The organism is Quyinboa ferrireducens, from assembly GCF_042436675.1.
Lineage (GTDB): Bacteria > Bacteroidota > Bacteroidia > Bacteroidales > UBA5342 > JBHJHP01.
The window spans coordinates 1-22,187 of record NZ_JBHMVA010000004.1 but is presented as its reverse complement, the minus strand read 5'-3'; the positions used below and the strand labels follow the sequence as shown (position 1 = coordinate 22,187).

Here is a 22,187-nt window from a genome sequence, read left to right as displayed (position 1 = left end):
GATAATCATGCAAACGAATAATTGCAATTTTAGACGCTTTCATTTCTTTTTTTATTTTTGTCCCCTGTAATTATGCTTGTATTATGCGATTTTTAATATCAGTTATCATCTTTTTCATCACAATAAACTCATTTTCCCAAATCATTAGTCTGGATGAGCGTCGGTCAAAGAATCCGGTCAGAGGCTTTCAGGGAGAATTAAGCTATTCGTTAAATTTTACGCATAACAATAAAAACATTGTTCAGAATGGATCCAGAATGAAACTGCAGTTTAATGATAGTTTAAATACTTACATGGTGTTTGGTGATATTGTTTTGGATCAGGTAGATAAGGAAAAAAACATAAACAAGGGACACTTCGGCGTAATTTATAATTTTATGGTTCCTGAAAAATTTATTTCTGCAGAAGCCATTTATCAGTATGATTACAATGGTGTTCAACGCTTAAAATACAGAAATATTCTGGGAGGAGGCCCCAGGTTTAAGATTGCCTCATCGCAAAAATTCTCACTAAGCCTTGTAGCCTACACTATCTATTTGAATGAGTTGTACGAAAGTTCAAATATTCAAAACAGGAAAAGTCTGGTTAAATTCAGTTCACTCCTTAGTTTTAGCTGGCAAATGACAGAAAATACCAGACTACAACACAGCACTTATTATGAACCGGATTATTCCGATCCGGAAGATTACCGCATCTGGAGTGAATCACGTCTAAAAATAGATATCAGAAAAAATTTCTCATTCAACCTGTTTTTTAAAATTGATTATGACTCTATTACGCCGAGCGGAGTTGACAATCTCTATTACACCGTAAACAATTCGTTTAATTACTCCTTTTAAACATTACTTTGTATTTAATCAGGTTTTACTATGATCGCAAAAAAAATAAAGGCTTTTCTGTTCGATATGGATGGCGTTCTCTATGATTCAATGCCTTTGCACGAAATGTCCTGGAAAGAGACATTTAAATCAATAGGAGTGGATTATCCTACAGAAATGATTTATATGAATGAAGGCAGACCTGGCAGAGAAACAATCGTGGAGGTCTTCAGTGACATACTTAATAAAACCCCTGACAGAAACACTATCGAAGAACTGTATAGCAAAAAAACTGAAATCATGAATACCATGGGCACAGCCAAATTAATGGAAGGCATGCCTGAAATTGTGGAATACCTGCATCAAAAGAATTTTCAGTTATGCGTGGTAACCGGTTCTTCACAGAAATCATTAATCGAATATATTAACCACAACTACAACGACAGGTTTAATGATTCCTTTGTTACAGGTGAGGATGTAAAAAGGGGGAAACCGGATCCGGAACCATATCTTAAAGCACTGCAATTAACCGGTTGCAATGCTGACGAAGCAATTGTAATTGAGAATGCGCCGTTGGGAGTAAAATCATCAAAAGCAGCAGGAATTTACACCCTGGCGATTAATACCGGTAAACTTAAAAATGAAGTATTATCCAGTGCCGGTGCTGATAAGGTATTTGAAAATTCAGCTGATATGCAAGACTGGCTGATGAAAAAATTTAATTAATAGTGCCCAAGTGCCTTACTTATTTTTGCGACATTCGGATCGGTACCCGGATCAATAATCGTATTGCTGGCTTTTGCTCTTAGCATATCTTTCCTTAGTTCAATAAAGGCTGTATTAATGGCATCAATCTTAGCTTTTTGCTCCGTAAGCTGATTTTCAACCTCCTTAATAGCTTCATCTTTTGCAGCCATCTCATTCTGCAATTTTGCAATATCGCTGTTCTTTTCATTTAATTGATCCACGCGTTCCATCAACCGCTTCTGCACCTGATCATTTTTCTGTTTGGCCAGCTTAAGGGAGTAATTTAAACTTACAGTATCACGTTTCAGTTGTTCAATGGCAAACTCAAGACGCGTAATTTCATTGCTTGCCTGTGTATTATAAAAACGCTGATCCTTATATAAATCCTGGGTTCTGGACAGCTCTGACTGGGCTCTGTTAAAGTTTTCTTCCATATCCTTTAACTGTTGGGTAACTTCTGCAATATCCCCATCCTTAACCGAATTACTGTATCTGAGATTCTGATTAAATTCGTCAAATTCCTTTTCTGCACTTGTAAGATTATCCTTCAACTCATCATTCTCCTTTTGTAGATTGGTTGCCTGCTTCACATACTGGTTCTTTAATGTTTCCATTGCAAGATATTTTTTCTTTGAGACACAGCTACCAGCCAACAAAACTATAAAGATCAAGAAGCTTACCCCCAGTATATTTTTCATGTAGTTTTTTTTTCTAATTTTACCCCAAATATAGATAAAAAAACAACTTCATGAAAAGCAGATTCAGAAGGGCAGATCTTATACTTAAAACTCTCACAATATTCATAATAACAACCTTATTTACAAACTCTTTAACCCTTGCTCAGGAAACTGAAACAACGGATTTTAATTTTGAAAAAACAGAGGAAAAAGAAATAAAAGGAAAGATCGTTAATGAATATAATGGCGAAGGAATACCATTTGCCAACATTGTAATTGAAAATACACTCACCGGAACTTCTACAGATGACGATGGAAACTTCTCACTGAAATACCCTGTAGATTTGGAAAACAATAACATTTTTATTTCTGTAATCGGGTTTTCTTCCAAAAGATTTAAACTGTCTGAACTTGAAAAAGTTGAGAATGTTATTATTCAGCTGAAACCCATCAACTACGAAATCATCAGTATTAATATTGAAGCTGAATCAAAAGTACTCTATGGTTATGTCAGGAAAACCATTAAAAATGTGGGCGAAAATTTTATCACAGGTCCCTTTGAGTATAATTTTAATTATAAAAACACATATATCGCAGGCAATCTAAACAGAGTTACCGAATCTCAGGGAATAATAACTGATGATTCCGGATACATCCAGCAGACACCACCTAAGCTATTCAAAAGCAGAACTTATACCTTTAGCAATACCACCAGAAACTACCGCGTAAAACCTTACAAAACAGGTATGACTAATATGGACGAACTGCTTAAATACGATATTGTAAGGAGCCATACCAGTATATTTTCTGACGCAAATCTATATCAATACCGGTTGGAACTAATGGATTCTGAGCCCTATGATGGAGATACATTGCTACACATAGCATTTAAGAACCTGGAGCCGGATTTAATTACCACCCAGGATGCTTACATTAAGTATTATGAAGGAGAATTGTACATATTGAAAAATGCAGGTGTACTGATCAAATGTGTGATTAAGGGTAGCAGTACAAAAAAATCAGTATTAGGAAAATCCTACTATGTGAAAGGGAACAATGATTTATTTGGCGAGGACATCCGCTACGTTGCCACTATTATGTATCATAATCAGGGAGACAAATATCACCTCAGCTCAATTAATTTAAATGAAACTTTTGTAACTGAAAATAAACTAAAAGGGAAATCGGTTACACAATTAATTATTCCTGATCATAAAATGTTAGATCACAAACCTTCAATAGGTATTCGTGACTTCTACAATAATCCGGATGGATACTGATTATTCTTCCGGTGAAGGAGGCGGTGGTGGCGGCCCCTGTTGTCTGTTACGCATATTTGTACTGTCACGTTTAGCATTCCTCCACCTGTCGTTGCGTCCCTGATTTTTAGTCCGGTCACGGAATCTTTCAATTCTTCGTTTTTTAATTGCCTCAACAACTTTCAACTGATCCTGAGTCAGAATTGGAGCAATCTCTTCCTCCATTTCTTCCCATAACGGTTCGATTTCCTTCATCGCATCCCGCATAACCTGATGCCCTTTATCGGAATATTTGAAAACAATGGGCATTATATCATCCTTCTGTTCCTGTGTCGCATGAATCTCATCCAGGGTCCGGGTCCAGAAAACTACTTCCCCCCTTCGCCATGAATAGTTCTTTATCTTTTTCGAAACAATACTGCTGTTTGTTAAAAAACCGATAAAAAAGCCAAGGACAAGAACTATAACTAATTGAATAACAACTTTCAGTTTCATATCAATATTTTATAAATCAGCTAAAGACAATACAAGAGAGTTCTCAACTGAAAGATCTTTAACTCCAATTAATGAATCCACGCCCAGACTTCCATTCATTACAAACAAGGCAAGCAGAATGGCTGCAATCGCAATAAAACCGGAATACACAGTACGTTTAAAAAAACGGTTGTAAACCATTTCATAGCGCGCTTCTTTGTTGTCCTTTTCAAATCTGGCTTTCAGCCTGGTTTCAAAAAACGGCTTAAAATCACGATCGTAATTTTTAAAAAGGACATCTAAATTTTCACTGTTCTTTTTCATCACACTATCATTAAGTCTTTTATAACTTCTTTTAATTTATCCTGTGCCCTGGCCAAACGGCTTAGCACAGTACCCTGAGGTAAATCTAACATTTCAGCAGTTTCTTTGGTTGAATAGCCTTGTATTAACCTCAAAACCACCACAGATCTGAATTTGGGCTCAAGTTCCGAAAGTGCTTTCTCAACGAGTTCGTTGTTATCATGTTCCTCATCCATTCTGGTTTCATCTTCCACATCAATTTCCATGTGTGAACCATCACTTTTCTGAAAAAAGAAAAAAGCCTTTCGTTTTCTTTTTTTTAACTCATTCAAAGACAAATTAATAGCAATTCGTGTCAAATAAGTTCCCAGACTACTCTCACCCCGGAATCCATCAATGGAATGATAGAACCTTATAAATACATCCTGTCCTACGTCATCGACCTCGGCTGTATCCCCCAGCATACCAAAGACTGTTTTCGCAACCTGTCTTCTATAGCGTTCAACGATCAATGTATACGCATACTGATCGCCGTTTTTTACCCTTTGGAGTAAATCTATATCAGAAATATTGCTTTGCAAAACTGATTCCATTTCTTATTTAAGACAACCAAATATATCATTTTATTCCATTGAACAGAAAAACTTTACCTTAGAGTAGCATTTTAGCATGAGTTCTTCAGACGATGTTCCTAAATTTTGCTTTGGGTAACAAACTTTTTAGTTTAAATTTGTCGGCTTAGAACACATACGCTATAAGAACATGCAACAAATACAAATTCACAACAAAACATTCGAAATTTCGATCCTTCACGAAGAAATAAGAGCTTCAATACGGAGGCTGGCCATGAAGATCAATGAAGACCTAAAAGGTAAAACGCCGATTTTTGTTTGCATTCTCAATGGATCGTTCATGTTTGCAGCCGATTTACTAAAAGAAATTTCACTTCCATGTGAAGTAAGTTTTGTAAAAATGGCTTCATATCAAGGAACAAAGTCTTCAGGAATAGTAAAAGAACTTATTGGCTTTAATGAAACACTTAAGGGACGTACAATAGTAATTGTAGAAGACATTGTGGATTCCGGCAACACCATGGGGTTGATCGTTGAAAAACTGAATGAGTTAGGTGTAGCTGAAGTTAAGATTGCCACTCTTCTTTTAAAACCCGAAGCCTATAAAAAAGATATTCCGCTTGATTATGTAGGCTTAAGTATTCCGAATGACTTTATTGTTGGTTATGGGTTGGATTATAACGGACACGGTAGAAACCTGAGAGATATTTATAAAAATATAAGTGACTGAGGAATGAAGAATATTATAATTTTTGGCCCTCCGGGTTCAGGGAAAGGGACACAGAGTGATAAAATTATTGATGAATTTGGATTAGCACACATTTCCACAGGAGATGTATTACGGACAGAAATTGCCAACAAAAGTGAGCTTGGAAAACTTGCCAAACAATACATTGATGATGGACAATTGGTTCCTGATGATGTTATCATTGGAATGCTGGCATCTAAGCTTGATGAATTAAAGAACGCAAAAGGAGTCATATTTGATGGTTTTCCAAGAACAACGGCCCAGGCTGTTGCTTTAAAAAAAATGCTGAATGAGCGAAATACGGATGTCTCAGCTATGATAAGTCTGGAGGTAAATAAGCAAGAGCTGATTGACCGCTTACTTAAGCGTGGTAAGGCTTCCGGAAGATCTGATGACAACCTTGAAACCATTGAAAAAAGAATAAACGTTTATCACGAACAGACTGCACCTGTTATTGATTTTTATATCAATGAAGGAACGCACAATCCGGTGCACGGTGTTGGTTCTGTTGAAGATATTTTCTCGCGAATAGCAGCTATTATTAAAAACGCATAACTTACAATGTCAGGAACAAATTTTGTTGATTACGTAAAAATATTCTGTCGCTCAGGAAAAGGTGGTGGCGGTTCGGCGCATCTTAGACGAGAGAAATTTGTTCCGAAAGGAGGTCCGGATGGAGGCGATGGTGGTCGCGGAGGTCATGTCATCCTCAAAGGAAATAAACAACTGTGGACCTTACTGCACCTTAAATATCAACGCCATATTTTTGCCGACGACGGTGAAAGTGGTAGTCAAAGCCGCAGTACGGGTGCCAGTGGTAAAGATCAGATTATTGAAGTACCGTTAGGCACAGTTGCCAAAGATGACGAAACGGGAGAAGTCATTTTTGAAATTACCGAAGATGGTGAAGAAAAAATCCTGGTGGAAGGTGGACGTGGCGGATTGGGAAACTGGCATTTTAAAAGCGCAACAAATCAAACGCCAAGATATGCACAACCCGGCGAGCCTCGTGTTGAACGAGCTGTTATTCTGGAACTTAAAATTCTTGCAGATGTTGGTCTGGTAGGCTTCCCAAGTGCCGGTAAATCGACTTTGCTTTCCGTTGTTTCTGCCGCTAAGCCGGAAATTGCAGATTACCCGTTTACAACGTTAGTTCCGAATCTTGGTATTGTCTCATACAGGGAAAACCAATCATTTGTGATGGCTGATATTCCGGGTATTATTGAGGGAGCTCACCAGGGGAAAGGACTTGGATTAAGATTTCTAAGGCATATTGAGCGAAATTCTATATTACTTTTTTTGGTTCCGGCAGACAGTGATGACATTCACAAGGAATATCAGATCCTTTTAAATGAACTAAAGCAATATAATCCTGAATTACTGGACAAAGACAGAATTCTTGCAATCTCTAAAAGCGATTTACTGGATGAAGAATTGATGCATGAAATTGAAAATGATCTGCCTGACATACCTTACATTTTCATTTCCTCAGCAAGCAATTTTAATATCTTAAAGCTTAAGGACCTAATCTGGAAGGAACTGAACAAAAACTAAACTATACTATACTATACTATACTATCGGTTCACCTTTTGCCTCGTAATGATTAATTAGAGGATTGGAATACATCTCAATCAATGAATTCAAAAGAAAATCGTATTCCTTATTCTTTTCGGGCACCTTACTGACTTGATTTTCCAGATAATTATGAAATTTATTCTTATCCGCTTCAGTATATTTATCTTTAAACTTATCGCTTCCTGTCAGCATATCGTAAGCTATAAAGTTTCCTGGATAGAACCGGTAATTTAAATGAATGTGTTTATCTATTAATTGTGCCAAGCCTGCAACCTGTTGATTTCGGTCACCAACATCTCTCAGATCTGCCAGTTCATCGGTAATTGGTTCACAAATATGAAAATGAACCCTCCCCTTGTAACCTTTAAGACCGGTAAACATACTCTCAAGATCATCCTCCTGCGTCTTTTTATATTCCGGGTTATCTCGCTTTAACAGAAACTCTCTGGCCTTAAGAAAATCACAGGGATCATATTCGTACGAAATAGATACAGGAAGAAAATTCAGTTCTTTCATATTATCTATAAAATTACTGTCCCCACTCATATTCAGCATTTTAAGAACGGCCAAATGGGTTCTGTCATTTGCATCTTTTGAACGCCCTTCCCTTTGGGCCATCCAGATAGAATGCCCGTTATCGTTCATTGTATGTTTAATGTAATCTGATAATCGCTGCGAAACCTCAAACATTTGGCGTACCGATACATTCCGGTTTACGATAAAACTTTTATTCAAACGAACCAAATGCCTGATCCAGGGATAAATAAGTAAATTATCACCAATTGCAATTTCTGTGGTATCAAAACTGTTGGAAATAAGCAATATATTCAAAAAAGCCGGATCAAGAATTATGTCCCGGTGATTGGAAATATAAAAATACGTTTTACTCTTATCAAGTTTCTCCAGACCGTCTATTGTCAATGAATCAGCAGTAAGCCTGGCTATATTTTGAACATAAGGTGCGATAACCTGTTCCTGAAATTCTGCAATAGAATTTAAACTGAATAGTAATTTCAAAAAACCTTTTACCGATAGTTCCGGGTATAAAAATCCAATCAACCTTAAAAAATCAGGTTCGTTCGAAAGTTCATGAAAAATGTGTTGTACTTCATCGTCCCTGTATGGTCTGATGGCATCAAAATCTGAGTGATCAAACATGCTGAATAATGTAGTTTAGTGCAAAATTAGACTTTAAAATTAATTATTTCTAATTTTGGATTCTTTTTAAGTATATTTATAATATGCCTTACACTTACGAATATCCCCGTCCAATGGTCACCGTAGACATTATCCTCATATCAAAATCTGAGCCTGAAAGCATATTACTTATTCAGCGCAAAAATGAACCATACAAAAGCAGATGGGCGCTACCTGGAGGATTTGTAGAAATGGATGAGGATCTTAAAGATGCAGCAAAACGCGAACTTCAGGAAGAAACCGGGATCATTTTAAAGGAATTAAATCAGTTTAAAGCTTATGGCACAGTGAATCGCGATCCGCGCGGCAGAACTATTTCGATAATCTTTTATATGATTCTTGATGAAAAATTAGATGCAGTTGCTGCTGATGATGCCGGTGATGCTGATTGGTACACTATGAATACATTACCGGATCTTGCATTTGATCATAAAACTATTATTGATGATTTTCTGATGTTCCGTAATCATCTTCATCAGTAATCTCATACAAAAAATCATTGTATGGAAATCTGGTAATATGAATATTCTTCACCTTTTCATAAATCACCGCTTTTAGTGCATCAATATTCTGCTTTTCCTTTGCTGAAATAAAAATACAGGGTGCGTTATGGCTTGCCATCCACGACCGTTTCAATTCGTCCAGTGAATAGTTTAGCTTGGTTTTAGGAGTCAAATCATCATCATCCTTCTTAATATATGTATAGGCATCAATTTTATTAAAAACCACCAGAGTTGGTTTCGGAACTTCAGTAATTTCAAGTAAGGTATTGTTAACCACCTCAATCTGTTCTTCAAAAGAAGGGTGAGAGATATCAACCACATGGATCAGATAATCAGCTTCACGGACTTCATCAAGGGTAGACTTGAATGATTCTACCAGATCGTGAGGTAACTTTCGGATGAACCCAACCGTGTCAGAAAGCAAAAAGGGAAGATTGTCCACCACAACCTTTCTGACCGTTGTATCCAGGGTTGCAAAAAGCTTATTTTCTGCAAACACCTCCGATTTACTTAGGAGGTTCATCATTGTAGATTTTCCAACATTGGTATAGCCAACCAGAGCAACTCGAACCAGCTTTCCCCTGTTTTTTCGTTGTGTGGTTTTTTGCTTGTCGATTTTTTTTAACTGTTCCTTTAATCGGGCTATTTTATCAAGAATAATCCTTCTGTCTGTTTCTATCTGAGTTTCACCAGGACCACGCATTCCTATTCCTCCCCGTTGCCGTTCAAGGTGTGTCCACATTCGGGTCAACCGGGGAAGCAGATATTTATATTGTGCCAATTCAACCTGTGTTTTGGCATGTGCAGTTTGCGCACGTTTTGCAAAAATATCCAGTATAAGGTTAGTGCGATCCAAAACTCTTACCTCCAGAAATCGTTCAATATTCCTGAGTTGAGTTGGAGTCAACTCATCATCAAAGATCACCAGGTCCACATCACCGGTTTTACAATAATCAAGTATTTCCTGTAATTTACCTTGCCCCACAAAGGTTTTGGGATTGGGTTTTTCAAGCTTTTGCAAAAATTTTCTTACAGGAATTGCTCCTGCTGTCTCAGCAAGAAACGCGAGTTCACCCAAATACTCATTTGCCTGTTCTTCTGTCTGATCCTGATTAATAACACCAACAAGTATTACTTTCTCCTCTTCTCTTTCTATTCTGGATTCAATCATATTTGCCTTTAAAACTAAAAAATGTGTTTACAAAAAAACCCGGCAATAAGCCGGGTTCTCAATATTATTAAGAACAATATTAGTTCAATACAAAATTTATAGGAAGCATAAATGAAACGTTTACCGGTTTCCCCCTCTGTTCGCCCGGTTCCCATTTAGGCATTGATTTAACCACCCTGATAGCTTCCTGGTCAAGTGCAGGGTCTACACCACGAACCACCTTAATGTTTGAAATTTCACCAGTTTTACTCACGACGAAATTAACGTAAACACGCCCTTGGATACCATTTTCTTGAGCAATGGTAGGATATTTAATATTGTCACTAAGGAATTTCATCATTGCAGCTTCACCGCCTGGGAATGATGGCATTTTTTCAACAATCTGGAAAACAACGTTTTCGTCAATTTCTTCATCTTCAGTATTAATATCAACAAAATCTACTTCTGTATCTTCATCAATCTCAGTATCTTCAATAATGAGCTCTTCTTCCAGTTCCACATCATTATCCACAATGTTCAAAACTTCTGAAATTTTTGGTGGTGGTGGTGGTGGTGGTGGCTGAACCTGCTCTTGTCTGGTAACGGGAATAGCCTCTTCTTCCAGAACTTCTTCCTGCATCTGAAACTGATCTACGTCACTTACATCACTCTGTGACCATTCAAAAGCGATAAACATAAAACCAAGAACAATGACCAATCCTAGTTGGATAAACATCATCTTTGATTTTTCAAGATTTGCTTTCGGTGATTTCTTAATATCCATCTTAACTTATTTATTATATCACAAAATTACAAAATCAATTTGTTTTTATTGCCCGGTAAATATATATATTTTCTAAATCTTAAAAAATTTATTTTACCGTAGCACAAATTTTACTGGTAATATCATTCGTACTCTTACCTTTTGTCCATTCTGAATACCAGGTTTCCATTTTGGCATCATATTTACAATCCGCAATGCTTCTTCATCTAAAGAACGATCTTTTCCTCTTGCTATTGTAGCATGGCTTACAGAACCGTCTTTTTCTATGACAAATTGCACATATACCCTGCCCGAGATACCAATTTCTTTAGCTATTTCAGGATATATTAGGTTCTTTTTAAGAAATTCATACAAGGCATTCTCTCCTCCGGGAAATTTTGGCATGATTTCCACAGAAGGCAAAATTTCATCAACATATTCCACCTCTTTAGGAATATTTACGGATGGAGTGTTCATAACTTCTTTTGCAGGAGCTTCACTAAAATCAATAGGCTCATCTATGACTAGAAAAATATCCTGTACCAATTTCAGTTTTTCATAAGAAGCATTCGGTATTGGTAGATCAACCTTTTTATCCTTTTCTCTGTAAACCGGTATTTGTTGTTCAGGAACAAATACTTGTGCCGGCTGATCATCAATAATTCTGACATGGATTTCAGAAGAGGACCATTCAAATGAGATAAAAATAAATCCCAGGGAAATTACTACTCCTATTAACAGGTTCACTGAAGAACGTTGATCTTTAATACGTTTCATAACTTAAAAGATTAATCGGTTAGTAAAAGCGTAAAATCAATCCATATATCCTTTTTTATATTAAGAGTAATTTTTTATTCAAACTCCATAAAATATACCGGTAATTATTTAATGTATTATAAAAACGTTATACACCAACAAAATATTGTCCTGTATTTTTAATACACAAATATCATTTTGAAATATATTGATACAATAAAACTTCTTTTTGACACACAAAAACATCATAAAAACTTCATCAAACACCATTTTTTATGTTGTAAAGCAATATTTTAGACATTGAAAAACAAATAAATTGAATACAACCCCCTGTTTTTTGATACCTATAATATATATATTTCGCATTTTTTAACTTACAACACCTAATTCTATAGGGTTATATCTATTTTTTTTATGTTTTTTACATTTTTCTCAAATAATATTTGGATAATATATCTTTTTGACATTATATTTGCATCGTGATTAACAATTAGTCATTTTAATGAATTGAGAATAAAATTTGGAAATCATAATTAAGAGAACAAACAAAACGATTGTATAACACTAATTTTTAACATCATGAAAAAGGTAAAAAGAATCTTGAGTGTATTGGTTTTAAGTCTTATTGTATTGCCTGGCCTTACAGCACAGGAGTTTTCCACCGGACTTGATATTTATTCAAGTTACATATGGCGTGGCGCTAAATTCGGATCGGGACCTGCTTTTCAACCATATGTTGAATTCAGCGCCGGTGATTTTGCACTGGGAGCATGGGGATCTGTAAGCGCAAGTACAGACGAAGCGTTGGAAATGGACTTGTATGCAAGTTATTCATTTGGACCGGTATCAATTGCATTAACCGATTATTATTTTGGTGGAAGCTGGACTGATTATACAGCAACACATTCATTAGAACCAAGTTTAGGATTAGCACTAGGCGACTTTTCCTTCACTGCTGCTGCGATGCTATTAGCCAAAGTTGATGCAGCAGATGCTGTTGCTGAGGCACCAGCAATGGTCAATCTTGAAACAGGTGTAATAACTCCAGCAGTGGAAGCATCTCCAGCTGTTGTTGCATCTGGATTTGGTGAAACTATGGACCTGTATTTTGAAGCAGGTTATTCGTTTGAAACATTTGACATTGCATTAGGTGCAGGTAACGGTCAATATACCAGAACAGAAGAAGATGAAGATGGGAAATTTAACATCTGTAATATTTCCGTAGGCACATCAAAGGAAGTTAAAATTACAGATAGTTTTTCACTACCCATATCAGGAGCAGTAATATTAAACCCTGCTACCGGTGGTTTCTTTATCACAGTTGGAATCTCCCTATAATAAATAAAGAGGAATTTAACGACAAAACATTATTATCATGAAAAAGATTGAAGCAATCATTCGATTAACAAAATTCGAAGAAGTAAAACAGGCACTTGAAGCCGAAGACATCACATTCTTCTCTTACTGGGACGCGAGAGGTGTTGGTATTGCAAAGGAAGGTCATCTTTACAGAGGGACTAAATATGATACCAGTATTATTGAGCGCAGGTACATTTCAATCATCGTTAGGGACATCAATCTTGACAAAACACTAAATGCAATTACAAATGCAGCTCGTTCAGGCGAAGTAGGCGATGGAAGGATTTTTGTTTCAGATGTAGAAGATACTGTAAGAATCAGAACCGGAGAACGTGGTCCTGAAACATTATACGAGAAATAATAAATTTTAAAAGGGGTGGCTGCCGCAAACAGTCCAACCCTTTTTGAACAAGATTAAAAACACGTAAAGGTATAAAAATTATTATCATGGATACATATGCTTTAGATTTAATGTGGGTTCTAATAACCGGAATACTTGTAATGTTTATGCAGGCAGGATTCGCACTGGTTGAAACTGGTTTTACACGTGCTAAGAACGCCGGTAACATTTTGATGAAGAACTTTATGGACTACGTTTTTGGTTCATTACTTTTTTGGATTGTAGGTTACAGTATTATGTACGGCGGAGAAGGTTGGTTTGCCGGCAAACTGAGTTTCTTTTATAACAATCCTGAAGATATGCACAGTTTGTTTTTCCAGACTGTATTTGCAGCAACAGCAGCAACAATTGTATCAGGAGCTGTAGCTGAACGTACAAAATTCACAACTTATTTAGTTATAAGTGCAATAATAACTGTTATCATCTATCCTATTTCAGGTCACTGGATTTGGGGTGGTGGATGGTTAAGCCAGCTTGGATTTATTGACTTTGCCGGATCAACAGCAGTACACTCTGTAGGTGGATGGGCTGGTCTTGTAGGTGCAATCCTTGTAGGTCCTCGCTTAGGTAAATATGAAAACGGAAAAGTTAACGCTATTCCTGGTCACAACCTAATCTTAGGTGGTTTGGGTGTATTCATCCTCTGGTTAGGATGGTTTGGATTTAACCCTGGTTCTCAGCTGGCAATCAGCGGCGATAACGCAAATGCTGTTGCTATGATCGTAATCACTACTAACCTTGCTGCTGCTGCAGGTGCATTAGCTGCAATGGTTACTACCTGGATTCAGTTTGGTAAACCTGATGTTTCAATGACACTCAACGGTGCTCTGGCCGGCCTGGTTGGTATCACCGCAGGTTGTGCCGCCGTATCACCTGAAGGAGCTGTTGCTATAGGTATAATAACAGGTATTGGTGTAGTGTTCTTTGTAGAATTATTCGATAAAAAACTTAAAGTTGACGACCCAGTTGGAGCTATTTCCGTTCACGGAGCCTCTGGTGCTTTAGGCACCTTACTTGTAGGTGTATTCGCAACAGACGGTGGTTTACTTTACGGTGGTGGATTACATCAGTTAGGTGTACAGGCAATTGGTGTTGTAGCTGTGGGTGCATGGACAATTGTTACTGCTTTCATCCTGTTTGGAATTCTTAAGAAAACTATGGGACTTCGCGTACCATCTAATGAAGAACGTGAAGGTCTCGACATACACGAGCACGGTCAAAGCGTATATAACTAGAACGAATTTCCCAACGTGGTTTTTGCCATGTAGTTTTGTTCTCCCAAGAAGGAAGTTTCGGGCCACCGAAGCTTCCTTTATTTTTATACAGTTCTCAGGATAAGAAAAACCGAATTGTATTAATCAGAATTGAAGGTTGCTGTACATGAACCCAGTGTCCGGCATTTTTTATGGTCACCAGTTCAGCATTTGGAAAATATTTTTTGATGTAAAACAGATCATCGGGATGAATATAAGGTGATAAATCTCCACGTACAAATAAAACATCTGCAAAACTCTCACCTTCAACATCTGTAAATCCATCCAGAATTCCGGTTAAGGATTTATGTAAAACCGGCAGGTTAATCTGCCATGTAAAACTTCCATCTTTATTACGTTCGATATTCTTCAGCAGAAACGACCTTAAAACCGGATCAGGCAAATCTTTGGCAAATAGGGCATCAATATCGTCTCTGTTAGAAATATCTGTAAGACTATGACTCATCAATATTTTGATAATATTGGCATGATTGGCCGTTTCCGTTCCAAAATTAGTGGAGTTGGAATAATTTTTCGGAGCAATATCAACAACAATTAATTTACTGATCCTTTCAGGATATTTGAGGGCAAACCGCATGGCCACCTTCCCTCCCATTGAATGCCCCAGCAAAACTACTTTTTCAAGTTTAAGTTCATCCAGCAAGTCAAGAAGATCGCCAACCATTGCCTCATACGTATGATCATCGCTAAACTCACTTCTTCCGTGATTGCGCAAATCAGGCAATATAAATTTGTATTCCCCTTCCATCTTTCGCACAATGGACATCCAGTTATCGGACATGCCATATAAACCATGCAAAATAACGAAAGGAGAACCGGCACCTTTTGTTCTGTAAAATAACTTCAAAGCAAAAATTATTTTTTGAGAATTTCTAAATATTGGGTTATAGTGTGTTCCAACCCATAGTAAAGGGCTTCACAAATCAATGCATGCCCAATTGAAACTTCTTCTATATATGGTATTTTCTCCAGCAAAAAACTCAGATTTTCAAGGCTCAGATCGTGCCCGGCATTAATTCCCAATCCAACTTTTCTGGCCATCTTTGCCGCTTCAACAAAAGGCAACACGGCTTCGTATTTATCTTTAATATATGTTGAAGCATAAGGCTCTGTATACAACTCTATTCTATCCGTTCCCGTTTCTGCTGCATTTTTTATATTGTCTACATCAGTATCAATAAATATAGATGTCCGGATACCTGCTGTTCGAAATTCTTCAATTACTTCAGTCAGAAAACCAAAATTTTCAAAGGTATCCCAGCCACTGTTTGATGTGATTGCATCAGGAGGATCAGGAACCAGGGTTACCTGTTCAGGACGAACCTTTTTAACGAGATCAATAAATTCCTGTGAGGGATAACCTTCAATATTAAATTCTGTCGTAACAACGGGACGAAGATTAACAACATCTATTCTTTTGATATGCCTCTCGTCAGGCCTCGGATGTATAGTTATACCATGCGCACCAAAGCGTTGACAATCCCTGGCTACCTGAACAACATCAGGAACATTCCCACCCCTGGCGTTTCTAAGCGTGGCAATTTTATTGATATTTACACTTAATTTTGTCATCGAATATATTTAGACTGCAAAAATACAAATCATTTTCTGATCCGTGCAAGTCTTACATACTCATTAGAAACAACTTCCGGGTAAATAAGTTTTAACCAGTTCAGGTTAAACCACTAAAATGCTTAGTGTTCATCATTAAGGGATAGAATATTTTGTCTGTATACTTTTCCAATTGGCAAAAGTTTACCATTCACATTCATTTGATTCCCCTCTACATATTCAACATGTAAATTATTAACAATAAATGATTTGTGAATCCGATCAAAGCCAAAATCACGCAAGCGTTCCTCCAAGTCTTTCATTTTTTCGTGTATAATAATTTTCCTGCTATCAGTTTGAACACATACATAATCGCCCAGTCCTTCAATAAACTGAATTGAATCGTACTTTATTCTATAAACCCGTTTATTTGATTTCAAAAAAACAACATCCGTATTTTCATGAATACCAACCTGTTTTTCCTGTATTAGGAATTTATTTACCGCCTTTATAAAGCGATCATAAGAAAATGGTTTTAACAGAAAATCAACAGCACTAATTTCAAAACCTTCAACTGCAAACTCCTGGTAAGCAGTTGTTAATATTACCTTTGGTGGATTAACCAAGGACCTGTAAAAACTGACTCCATCTGTACCAGGGAGGTTTATATCTAAAAACAACAGATCAATGGTATTACTATTTAAATACTCCTTTCCCATTTCCGCAGTCTGGGCTTCACAGACAATTACAAAACCCTTTAGCTGCCTGATATACTTCGAAAGGATTTTCCTTGCCATAGGTTCATCCTCAATTATCATACACTTTATTTCAGGTATGGTCATTGCGTGCCAAGTGTTAATTTCACAACATAAACAGAATCATCCTTATTCTCTTCAAAGGTATAATTATTTTTACTGTATAATAAATCCAGTCGTCTTAGCGTGTTCGTTAATCCCAAACCACCCTCTGACTTGCTTTGCGTTTTATATGTATTCTCAGACGTGAAAACAATAGACTTTTTTTGCCGGACGATCTTTATTTTAATACAAAACCCGCCTTTTTCATTTTCTGCCGCATGTTTAAAGCAGTTCTCAACCAGAGGTAAAAATATCAATGGTGGAATACCAACGTCTGAGAATTTACCATGAACTTTTAGTTCAATATTTTGTCCTTCACGACCAAACCGTTTTTGCTGGAGTGTAAAATAGGAACGAATAAAATCAATCTCGTTAGCTGCATTGACCATTGTCTTATTTGACTCATACAAGCTGTATCTTAACATATCCGAAAGATTCAAAATTGAATCAGGCAGAGTTTTCTCCTTATTCAGTGCTTCACCGTATAAAGTATTCAGTGTATTAAATAAAAAATGTGGATTAAGCTGTGACCTGATAAGCTGCAGTTCCATATCCTTTTTTTCATTTTCTATTTCTGCTAATCTGAACCATCCTTTAGCAAGCTTTATAAGTGTTGTGAGGATTATATACGCCGAGAGAAATAGAAAGTAATCCCAAAATTCAAAATATGATATAAAGAAATATCCGGGCAAAATTACATCTATCAATGAACCAAATAAAAATTCATAAAACCATGACAGCAAAGAAATAAGAGCTAAAACAGACGCAAAATAGCCAGTATATTTGTTTTGTTTTAAAATCTTTGAAATTAAAATATAAAGATTCACATAAACTCCAATCCAAATGGGAATATGAAAGATAATGGCAAATATGATATCTATTTTATCCGGTGTTGCAGATACTTTTAAAAGAAACGTTAAAACAGTAACAGACAACATCCAAAAAAGGACATGTTGCAACACTCTGAATCTTAAACAATACGAAAAAACTTTATCAAATTTCAAATTAATCCAGTTTAAAAAGTTTTACATCCATACCATATGCATCCTGAATATGCCCATATTTTTTCACAAATTCCTTCAGTTCATGCGGCCTTGCAGTTAACAGCGTATTCTCTTCATTTTTTTCATGCCTTATTCGTACCTTATTTTCACTAATCTGCTTGTCAAGCCAATCCGGATCAAACCATTCAATATATAAACTATCATTCCATGCTGTTAATTTCGCAAAAGTATGAACCGACATAAGGTGCATATCAAACAATACAAAGTCACCGCGATCCTTATTTGTAGGGTCATAATCATCTATATAAAAATCAAGAAAATAGTTATCTCCCAATTTTATCAGATGAACCAGAAGGCTTGATTTTTCAGTTGTTCCATCCTCCGAGGTAAGATGTAAAATATAACCCAAACTGTCATCGACCGTTTTTCCATCCTGTTTCTTATGCGGGAAATTAAAAGTCCAGAGTGTTGAATCCTTATCCAACCACTTACCCAGCATGATATCGTTTGCGAAAAGATCATCTTTTTCATACAAGGGATAAAAAGAGATTACAACGCAACCAGGTACTAACACCAATATTAAAATGGCGATAATAATACTAAACTTAATTCTTTTTGTTTTCATAATTTCTGATTTATATCCAAATGTATGAATTGAATCTTTGCAGGACCATTTTTTTCGACAAACACCTTGCATGTATCGACAAATGTTAACCAACAGACAAAAAGACAACCTCATTATCAAATAAAAGGTTATTATTGCAAAAAAGTCTGATGGATTCTAACAAATACGTGAGAGATACCTGGATTATCGTTATTGCAATTACAGCTTTTGCTTACTTAATAACAGGTTTCATTGAGCTGAATAACGGAGCACATTCCTTTCATACAATCGCAAAGCTAACAACAGGTATTATATTAATAATTAATGGATTTATAATAAAACTACGAACAAAAAGTATTTTTAAAAATCCAGCGCCATATTTTATCATGTTCTTTTTAGGATATGTACTTTCTCTCGTAGGGATTATGATAACATTTAACGCTGCTTTATGGATTCCAGGAGTCTTACTTCTCCTGGGCACATTAGTTTTAGCCTATATAAAGCCTTTTACCTGAACCGGATTTAATCAATCAGCCTTTACAACGTATACCTGGCCACTTTCCTGGGCAATTACTCTTACTGCTGAACCTTTTTCAATAAATCCATCTTCAGATTTTGCATCGTAATATTCATCATTAATAATTACTCTGCCTGAAGGTCTTAGTACTGTTGTCGCCACACCTGTTTTTCCCACCAGTTTTTTTAATTCAGGATCAAAACTAACGTAACCGAGGTCAGCGTTTTCAGAACTATGTAATGCCAGTTTAGCCAGCCTTCCTCTACCCCAGAATTTCTTAGTCAACCAAACAGAACCAATCAAACCTATAAACATTCCCATCACAACAATAAGTAAGGCACGAACCAGTCCTGAAATATCCACTCCTTCGAAGTTGAAATTTCTGTTTGCTACCATACTCAAGGTCAATCCTACTATAATAAGTAATATTCCCGAAATACCGGCAATCCCAAATCCCGGAATAACAAATATTTCGAGAGCTACAAGAATTAAGCCGATTATAAAAATCAGGATTTCCCAGTTTGCCGCTAGTCCATCAATATATAATGGAGCAAAATAAAGTATAGCTGCAAGCACTGCAACCGCCAGCGGAAATCCAATTCCCGGCGACTGAAGTTCAAAATAAATACCTCCGATTATAAGTATTACCAGTATTCCATGTAACACAGGACTTGTAAGCAGTCCCTTTAGACCATCGTAAAAACTCGGTTTAAATGTCACAACCTCAGAATCTTCATTGCCGGTTCTTTTAATAACCTGCTTTATATTTTCAAAAATTCCTTCACAATATCCATGCTCCATCGCTTCCTGAGCAGTAAAAGTCAAAACTTTACCGGTATCAATAATACCAGGTATATATATAGATTCATCTACCATGGCTTCAGCAATCCTTGGATCCCTGAACCACTTTATTATTGTGTCATTACCGACAATTACCGTATCCTTTCCATGTGCTTCAGCAGTAGATCGAATAGTTGCCCTCATATAACTCTGGTATTTATCAGGCATTTTTTCGCCTGTCTGGTTCACTACGGTTGCGGCACCAATATTGGCACCCGGGCGCATATAAACACTGTCACATGCAATAGAAATCAATGCACCTGCGGAAGCAGCATTATTATCAATGAAGACATACACAGGAATTTTAGAGTTTAATATTTTAGTACGTATTGAATCTGCATATACCACCATACCTCCATAAGTATTCATATGAATATAAACAGCCTTTGCCTTTAAGTCAGTTGCATCTTTAAAACCTTCGGCAACATGTATCCAGGATGTACTGTTTATTTCCTGCTTAATATCAATAACATACACGGTATTCTTTAAGCTATCTGTCTGAGCAAAAGCAGCTAGTACAAAGATATAAACACAACATAAAACAAATACTAATCTTTTCATTTCTAAATGGTTAGATAAAACGCATTAAGTTTAATACAAATATAAGCAATTGCATTGTACTCTCTCAATATTATTTGTTGATCCGATATCTTAACATAATTAAAAATTTTTAAAAATATGACAATTTTTTATTTAGACAACTATATTTTCACGAACTTCATACTTCACTTATTCAAATACTTACATCTATGTCTATTTAGACATATTCTACATTAAAGAAATTTTTCCACATATCTTTATTTGGACTTTATCTAAATAATGCATTATATTTGTTACAGCAAAACCAAAATAACGTATTGTTAAACCAAAAAATTCTAAAGACATGACAACACTTCAATTTCAGGATAAAGTTTTAGGTCTTCAAAGCAAGTTATACACATTTGCTTTAAGTTTAACAGCAAATGTTGAAGATGCTCAGGATCTTCTACAGGAAACGACACTTAAAGCACTCCGCAATAAAGATAAATTCGTTGATAATGTAAATTTTAAAGGATGGATGTTTACCATTATGAGAAACATCTTTATTAATAATTACAGAAAATTCATCAACAGTCAAACACTTATTGACAAGACGGAAGATTTATACCATTTAAATTTACCCCAAGACTCCGGATTTCAGACTCCTGATGGTGCGTATTCATTAAATGAAATCAATAAAGTTTTAAACAGTTTCCCTGAGGAATACAAAAAACCATTTTCTATGCATGTGGCAGGTTTCAAATATAAAGAAATCGCAGATGATATGGAGTTACCTATTGGAACCGTTAAAAGCAGAATATTTTTTGCAAGAAAAAGACTAATGAATCAGCTTAAAGATTACAGATAATAATTTTTGTTCTATAACCAGTAAAAACCGTATGCAAATGTGTACGGTTTTTTTTATTTACATCACATCCAGGTAAGTAGTTTTTTCAACCCAACTGTCTTACATTAAAAAAACAGTAATTTAGTATTAATTTAAAAACTGTAAAAAAGGATTCCACCTATTTTCATTTGTTTCCTTTTGCTAAACATGTTGCAAAACATATAACGGCAAATGAAGTATCGCTGGCTGCTTGTAAATTTAAATATTAGTACTGTTTAAAACAGTAACTACTTCTCATGAATAACCCAATCCCTCCTTGCAACTTTTTGCAGGAGGGATTTTTTGATTACGCTAAGTCCTAATTTTTCAGATGAAATTTTTTCATTCATAAAAGCCCACTTACCATGCTATTCTTAATACTTTCCGATTTGAAATAGTCGCTATTTCAGGCCAATTTCCCCTGTTTAAAGTCTGTAAATTGATCAGAATCTTTGTTTGTGTTTGCAGTAATCCTAAATATCCAACCTATACCAACAAAAAAACTGATTTCTCAATTGCTCTTTTCTATAAAATGGCGGCTTCCGATAGCTATCGGAACTACTTTCCCATCCCGACACTAACAGGGTCGGGACAGTATCATCGGCGCTATTGGGCTTATCCGTCAGCTGACGCATCGGAATAGGAAGAGGTGGATTTATTAGTTTTCTATTTACTTTGACAGGGTTCTGTTCCCCCGTTAGATCTGACTTTAACATATAAAAAAAGCCTCCCAGATTACTCTGAAAGGCTTTTCTTTAAAATGGCGGCGACCTACTTTCCCACAATACGCAGTATCATCGGCGCTATTGGGCTTAACTTCTCTGTTCGGAATG

At 36.2% G+C, this 22,187-nt stretch carries 26 protein-coding genes and 1 rRNA gene; 12 read left to right on the top strand and 15 right to left on the bottom strand.

Annotated features, from left to right (window positions below):
• The first annotated feature begins 83 nt into the window (after positions 1-83).
• Complete coding sequence (locus ACE01N_RS08065; protein WP_380586870.1) at positions 84-839, top strand: DUF481 domain-containing protein; 756 nt, start codon at positions 84-86, stop codon at positions 837-839.
• A gap of 30 nt (positions 840-869) precedes the next feature.
• Positions 870-1,544: an HAD family hydrolase gene (locus tag ACE01N_RS08060; protein ID WP_380586868.1), complete on the top strand. Its 675-nt coding sequence runs from the start codon at positions 870-872 to the stop codon at positions 1,542-1,544.
• On the opposite strand, the gene ACE01N_RS08055 is transcribed toward ACE01N_RS08060, so the two are convergent.
• Positions 1,541-2,263 (bottom strand): hypothetical protein, encoded by a 723-nt coding sequence (locus ACE01N_RS08055; protein WP_380586865.1) that lies wholly within the window; start codon positions 2,261-2,263, stop codon positions 1,541-1,543. The two genes, ACE01N_RS08060 and ACE01N_RS08055, sit on opposite strands and share 4 nt — an antisense overlap.
• Positions 2,264-2,313: 50 nt before the next feature.
• Between ACE01N_RS08055 and ACE01N_RS08050 the strand changes: the two genes are divergently transcribed.
• Complete coding sequence (locus ACE01N_RS08050) at positions 2,314-3,522, top strand: carboxypeptidase-like regulatory domain-containing protein (protein ID WP_380586862.1); 1,209 nt, start codon at positions 2,314-2,316, stop codon at positions 3,520-3,522.
• Here the strand turns inward: ACE01N_RS08050 and ACE01N_RS08045 are convergent, their stop codons facing one another.
• From ACE01N_RS08045 to ACE01N_RS08035, 3 genes are read right to left on the bottom strand one after another with little or no spacing between them, the layout of a single operon-like run.
• The gene (locus tag ACE01N_RS08045) at positions 3,523-3,996 is read right to left on the bottom strand and encodes a hypothetical protein (protein WP_380586859.1); all 474 of its coding nucleotides are present in this window, start codon (positions 3,994-3,996) and stop codon (positions 3,523-3,525) included.
• Between the two features lie 9 nt (positions 3,997-4,005).
• On the bottom strand, positions 4,006-4,299 hold the full coding sequence (locus ACE01N_RS08040) for a hypothetical protein (RefSeq protein ID WP_380586856.1): 294 nt from the start codon (positions 4,297-4,299) through the stop codon (positions 4,006-4,008).
• Positions 4,299-4,871, bottom strand: coding sequence for an RNA polymerase sigma factor (locus ACE01N_RS08035; RefSeq protein ID WP_380586853.1), 573 nt, complete (start codon positions 4,869-4,871; stop codon positions 4,299-4,301). Before ACE01N_RS08035 ends, ACE01N_RS08040 begins: the two co-directional genes overlap by 1 nt.
• A gap of 169 nt (positions 4,872-5,040) precedes the next feature.
• On the opposite strand from ACE01N_RS08035, the gene hpt reads away from it, so the two are divergent.
• The 3 genes from hpt to obgE are packed head-to-tail and all read left to right on the top strand — an operon-like array spanning position 5,041 to position 7,152.
• Positions 5,041-5,580: a hypoxanthine phosphoribosyltransferase gene (hpt, locus tag ACE01N_RS08030; RefSeq protein WP_380586849.1), complete on the top strand. Its 540-nt coding sequence runs from the start codon at positions 5,041-5,043 to the stop codon at positions 5,578-5,580.
• A gap of 3 nt (positions 5,581-5,583) precedes the next feature.
• Positions 5,584-6,153, top strand: a complete 570-nt coding sequence (locus tag ACE01N_RS08025) for an adenylate kinase (RefSeq protein ID WP_380586846.1) — start codon at positions 5,584-5,586, stop codon at positions 6,151-6,153.
• Between the two features lie 6 nt (positions 6,154-6,159).
• Complete coding sequence (gene obgE, locus ACE01N_RS08020) at positions 6,160-7,152, top strand: GTPase ObgE (protein ID WP_380586843.1); 993 nt, start codon at positions 6,160-6,162, stop codon at positions 7,150-7,152.
• Between the two features lie 16 nt (positions 7,153-7,168).
• On the opposite strand, the gene ACE01N_RS08015 is transcribed toward obgE, so the two are convergent.
• Complete coding sequence (locus ACE01N_RS08015; RefSeq protein ID WP_380586840.1) at positions 7,169-8,332, bottom strand: 1-acyl-sn-glycerol-3-phosphate acyltransferase; 1,164 nt, start codon at positions 8,330-8,332, stop codon at positions 7,169-7,171.
• An 83-nt stretch (positions 8,333-8,415) separates the two neighbouring features.
• Here ACE01N_RS08015 and ACE01N_RS08010 point away from each other — a divergent pair, with 83 nt between their 5' ends.
• Entirely contained in the window at positions 8,416-8,853 is a 438-nt protein-coding gene (locus tag ACE01N_RS08010) for an NUDIX domain-containing protein (RefSeq protein ID WP_380586837.1), read from the top strand.
• On the opposite strand, the gene hflX is transcribed toward ACE01N_RS08010, so the two are convergent.
• The 3 genes from hflX to ACE01N_RS07995 all read right to left on the bottom strand — a co-directional run bounded on the left by hflX (position 8,810) and on the right by ACE01N_RS07995 (position 11,564).
• Positions 8,810-10,045, bottom strand: coding sequence for a GTPase HflX (gene hflX / locus ACE01N_RS08005; protein WP_380586834.1), 1,236 nt, complete (start codon positions 10,043-10,045; stop codon positions 8,810-8,812). The genes ACE01N_RS08010 and hflX overlap by 44 nt on opposite strands.
• A 79-nt stretch (positions 10,046-10,124) precedes the next feature.
• The gene (locus tag ACE01N_RS08000; protein ID WP_380586831.1) at positions 10,125-10,808 is read right to left on the bottom strand and encodes an energy transducer TonB; all 684 of its coding nucleotides are present in this window, start codon (positions 10,806-10,808) and stop codon (positions 10,125-10,127) included.
• A 93-nt stretch (positions 10,809-10,901) separates the two neighbouring features.
• Positions 10,902-11,564: an energy transducer TonB gene (locus ACE01N_RS07995; protein ID WP_380586828.1), complete on the bottom strand. Its 663-nt coding sequence runs from the start codon at positions 11,562-11,564 to the stop codon at positions 10,902-10,904.
• Between the two features lie 558 nt (positions 11,565-12,122).
• Between ACE01N_RS07995 and ACE01N_RS07990 the strand changes: the two genes are divergently transcribed.
• From ACE01N_RS07990 to ACE01N_RS07980, 3 genes are all read left to right on the top strand, one after another.
• Positions 12,123-12,881: a hypothetical protein gene (locus ACE01N_RS07990; protein ID WP_380586825.1), complete on the top strand. Its 759-nt coding sequence runs from the start codon at positions 12,123-12,125 to the stop codon at positions 12,879-12,881.
• 37 nt (positions 12,882-12,918) lie between these two features.
• Positions 12,919-13,263, top strand: a complete 345-nt coding sequence (locus ACE01N_RS07985; protein ID WP_375728898.1) for a P-II family nitrogen regulator — start codon at positions 12,919-12,921, stop codon at positions 13,261-13,263.
• An 86-nt stretch (positions 13,264-13,349) separates the two neighbouring features.
• Positions 13,350-14,537 (top strand): ammonium transporter, encoded by a 1,188-nt coding sequence (locus ACE01N_RS07980; RefSeq protein WP_380586820.1) that lies wholly within the window; start codon positions 13,350-13,352, stop codon positions 14,535-14,537.
• A gap of 94 nt (positions 14,538-14,631) precedes the next feature.
• On the opposite strand, the gene ACE01N_RS07975 is transcribed toward ACE01N_RS07980, so the two are convergent.
• From ACE01N_RS07975 to ACE01N_RS07955, 5 genes are all read right to left on the bottom strand, one after another.
• Entirely contained in the window at positions 14,632-15,423 is a 792-nt protein-coding gene (locus ACE01N_RS07975; protein WP_380586817.1) for an alpha/beta fold hydrolase, read from the bottom strand.
• Positions 15,424-15,431: 8 nt separating this feature from the next.
• Entirely contained in the window at positions 15,432-16,148 is a 717-nt protein-coding gene (locus ACE01N_RS07970) for a pyridoxine 5'-phosphate synthase (RefSeq protein WP_380586814.1), read from the bottom strand.
• A gap of 122 nt (positions 16,149-16,270) precedes the next feature.
• Entirely contained in the window at positions 16,271-16,945 is a 675-nt protein-coding gene (locus ACE01N_RS07965; protein ID WP_380586811.1) for a LytR/AlgR family response regulator transcription factor, read from the bottom strand.
• A gap of 20 nt (positions 16,946-16,965) precedes the next feature.
• A complete protein-coding gene (locus ACE01N_RS07960) occupies positions 16,966-17,988 on the bottom strand; it encodes a sensor histidine kinase (protein ID WP_380586807.1) in 1,023 nt (340 codons plus the stop codon).
• Position 17,989: 1 nt separating this feature from the next.
• Positions 17,990-18,613 carry a hypothetical protein gene (locus ACE01N_RS07955; protein ID WP_380586804.1) on the bottom strand — a complete coding sequence of 208 codons (624 nt, stop codon included), beginning with the start codon at positions 18,611-18,613 and terminating at the stop codon, positions 17,990-17,992.
• A gap of 149 nt (positions 18,614-18,762) precedes the next feature.
• On the opposite strand from ACE01N_RS07955, the gene ACE01N_RS07950 reads away from it, so the two are divergent.
• A complete protein-coding gene (locus ACE01N_RS07950) occupies positions 18,763-19,107 on the top strand; it encodes a hypothetical protein (RefSeq protein ID WP_380586800.1) in 345 nt (114 codons plus the stop codon).
• Between the two features lie 11 nt (positions 19,108-19,118).
• On the opposite strand, the gene ACE01N_RS07945 is transcribed toward ACE01N_RS07950, so the two are convergent.
• Positions 19,119-20,510, bottom strand: a complete 1,392-nt coding sequence (locus ACE01N_RS07945) for an NfeD family protein (RefSeq protein WP_380586797.1) — start codon at positions 20,508-20,510, stop codon at positions 19,119-19,121.
• Positions 20,511-20,832: 322 nt separating this feature from the next.
• Between ACE01N_RS07945 and ACE01N_RS07940 the strand changes: the two genes are divergently transcribed.
• Complete coding sequence (locus ACE01N_RS07940) at positions 20,833-21,336, top strand: sigma-70 family RNA polymerase sigma factor (RefSeq protein ID WP_375718539.1); 504 nt, start codon at positions 20,833-20,835, stop codon at positions 21,334-21,336.
• 776 nt (positions 21,337-22,112) lie between these two features.
• On the opposite strand, the gene rrf is transcribed toward ACE01N_RS07940, so the two are convergent.
• Positions 22,113-22,187: ribosomal RNA gene (gene rrf, locus ACE01N_RS20685) — 5S ribosomal RNA — on the bottom strand; the annotation flags it as partial.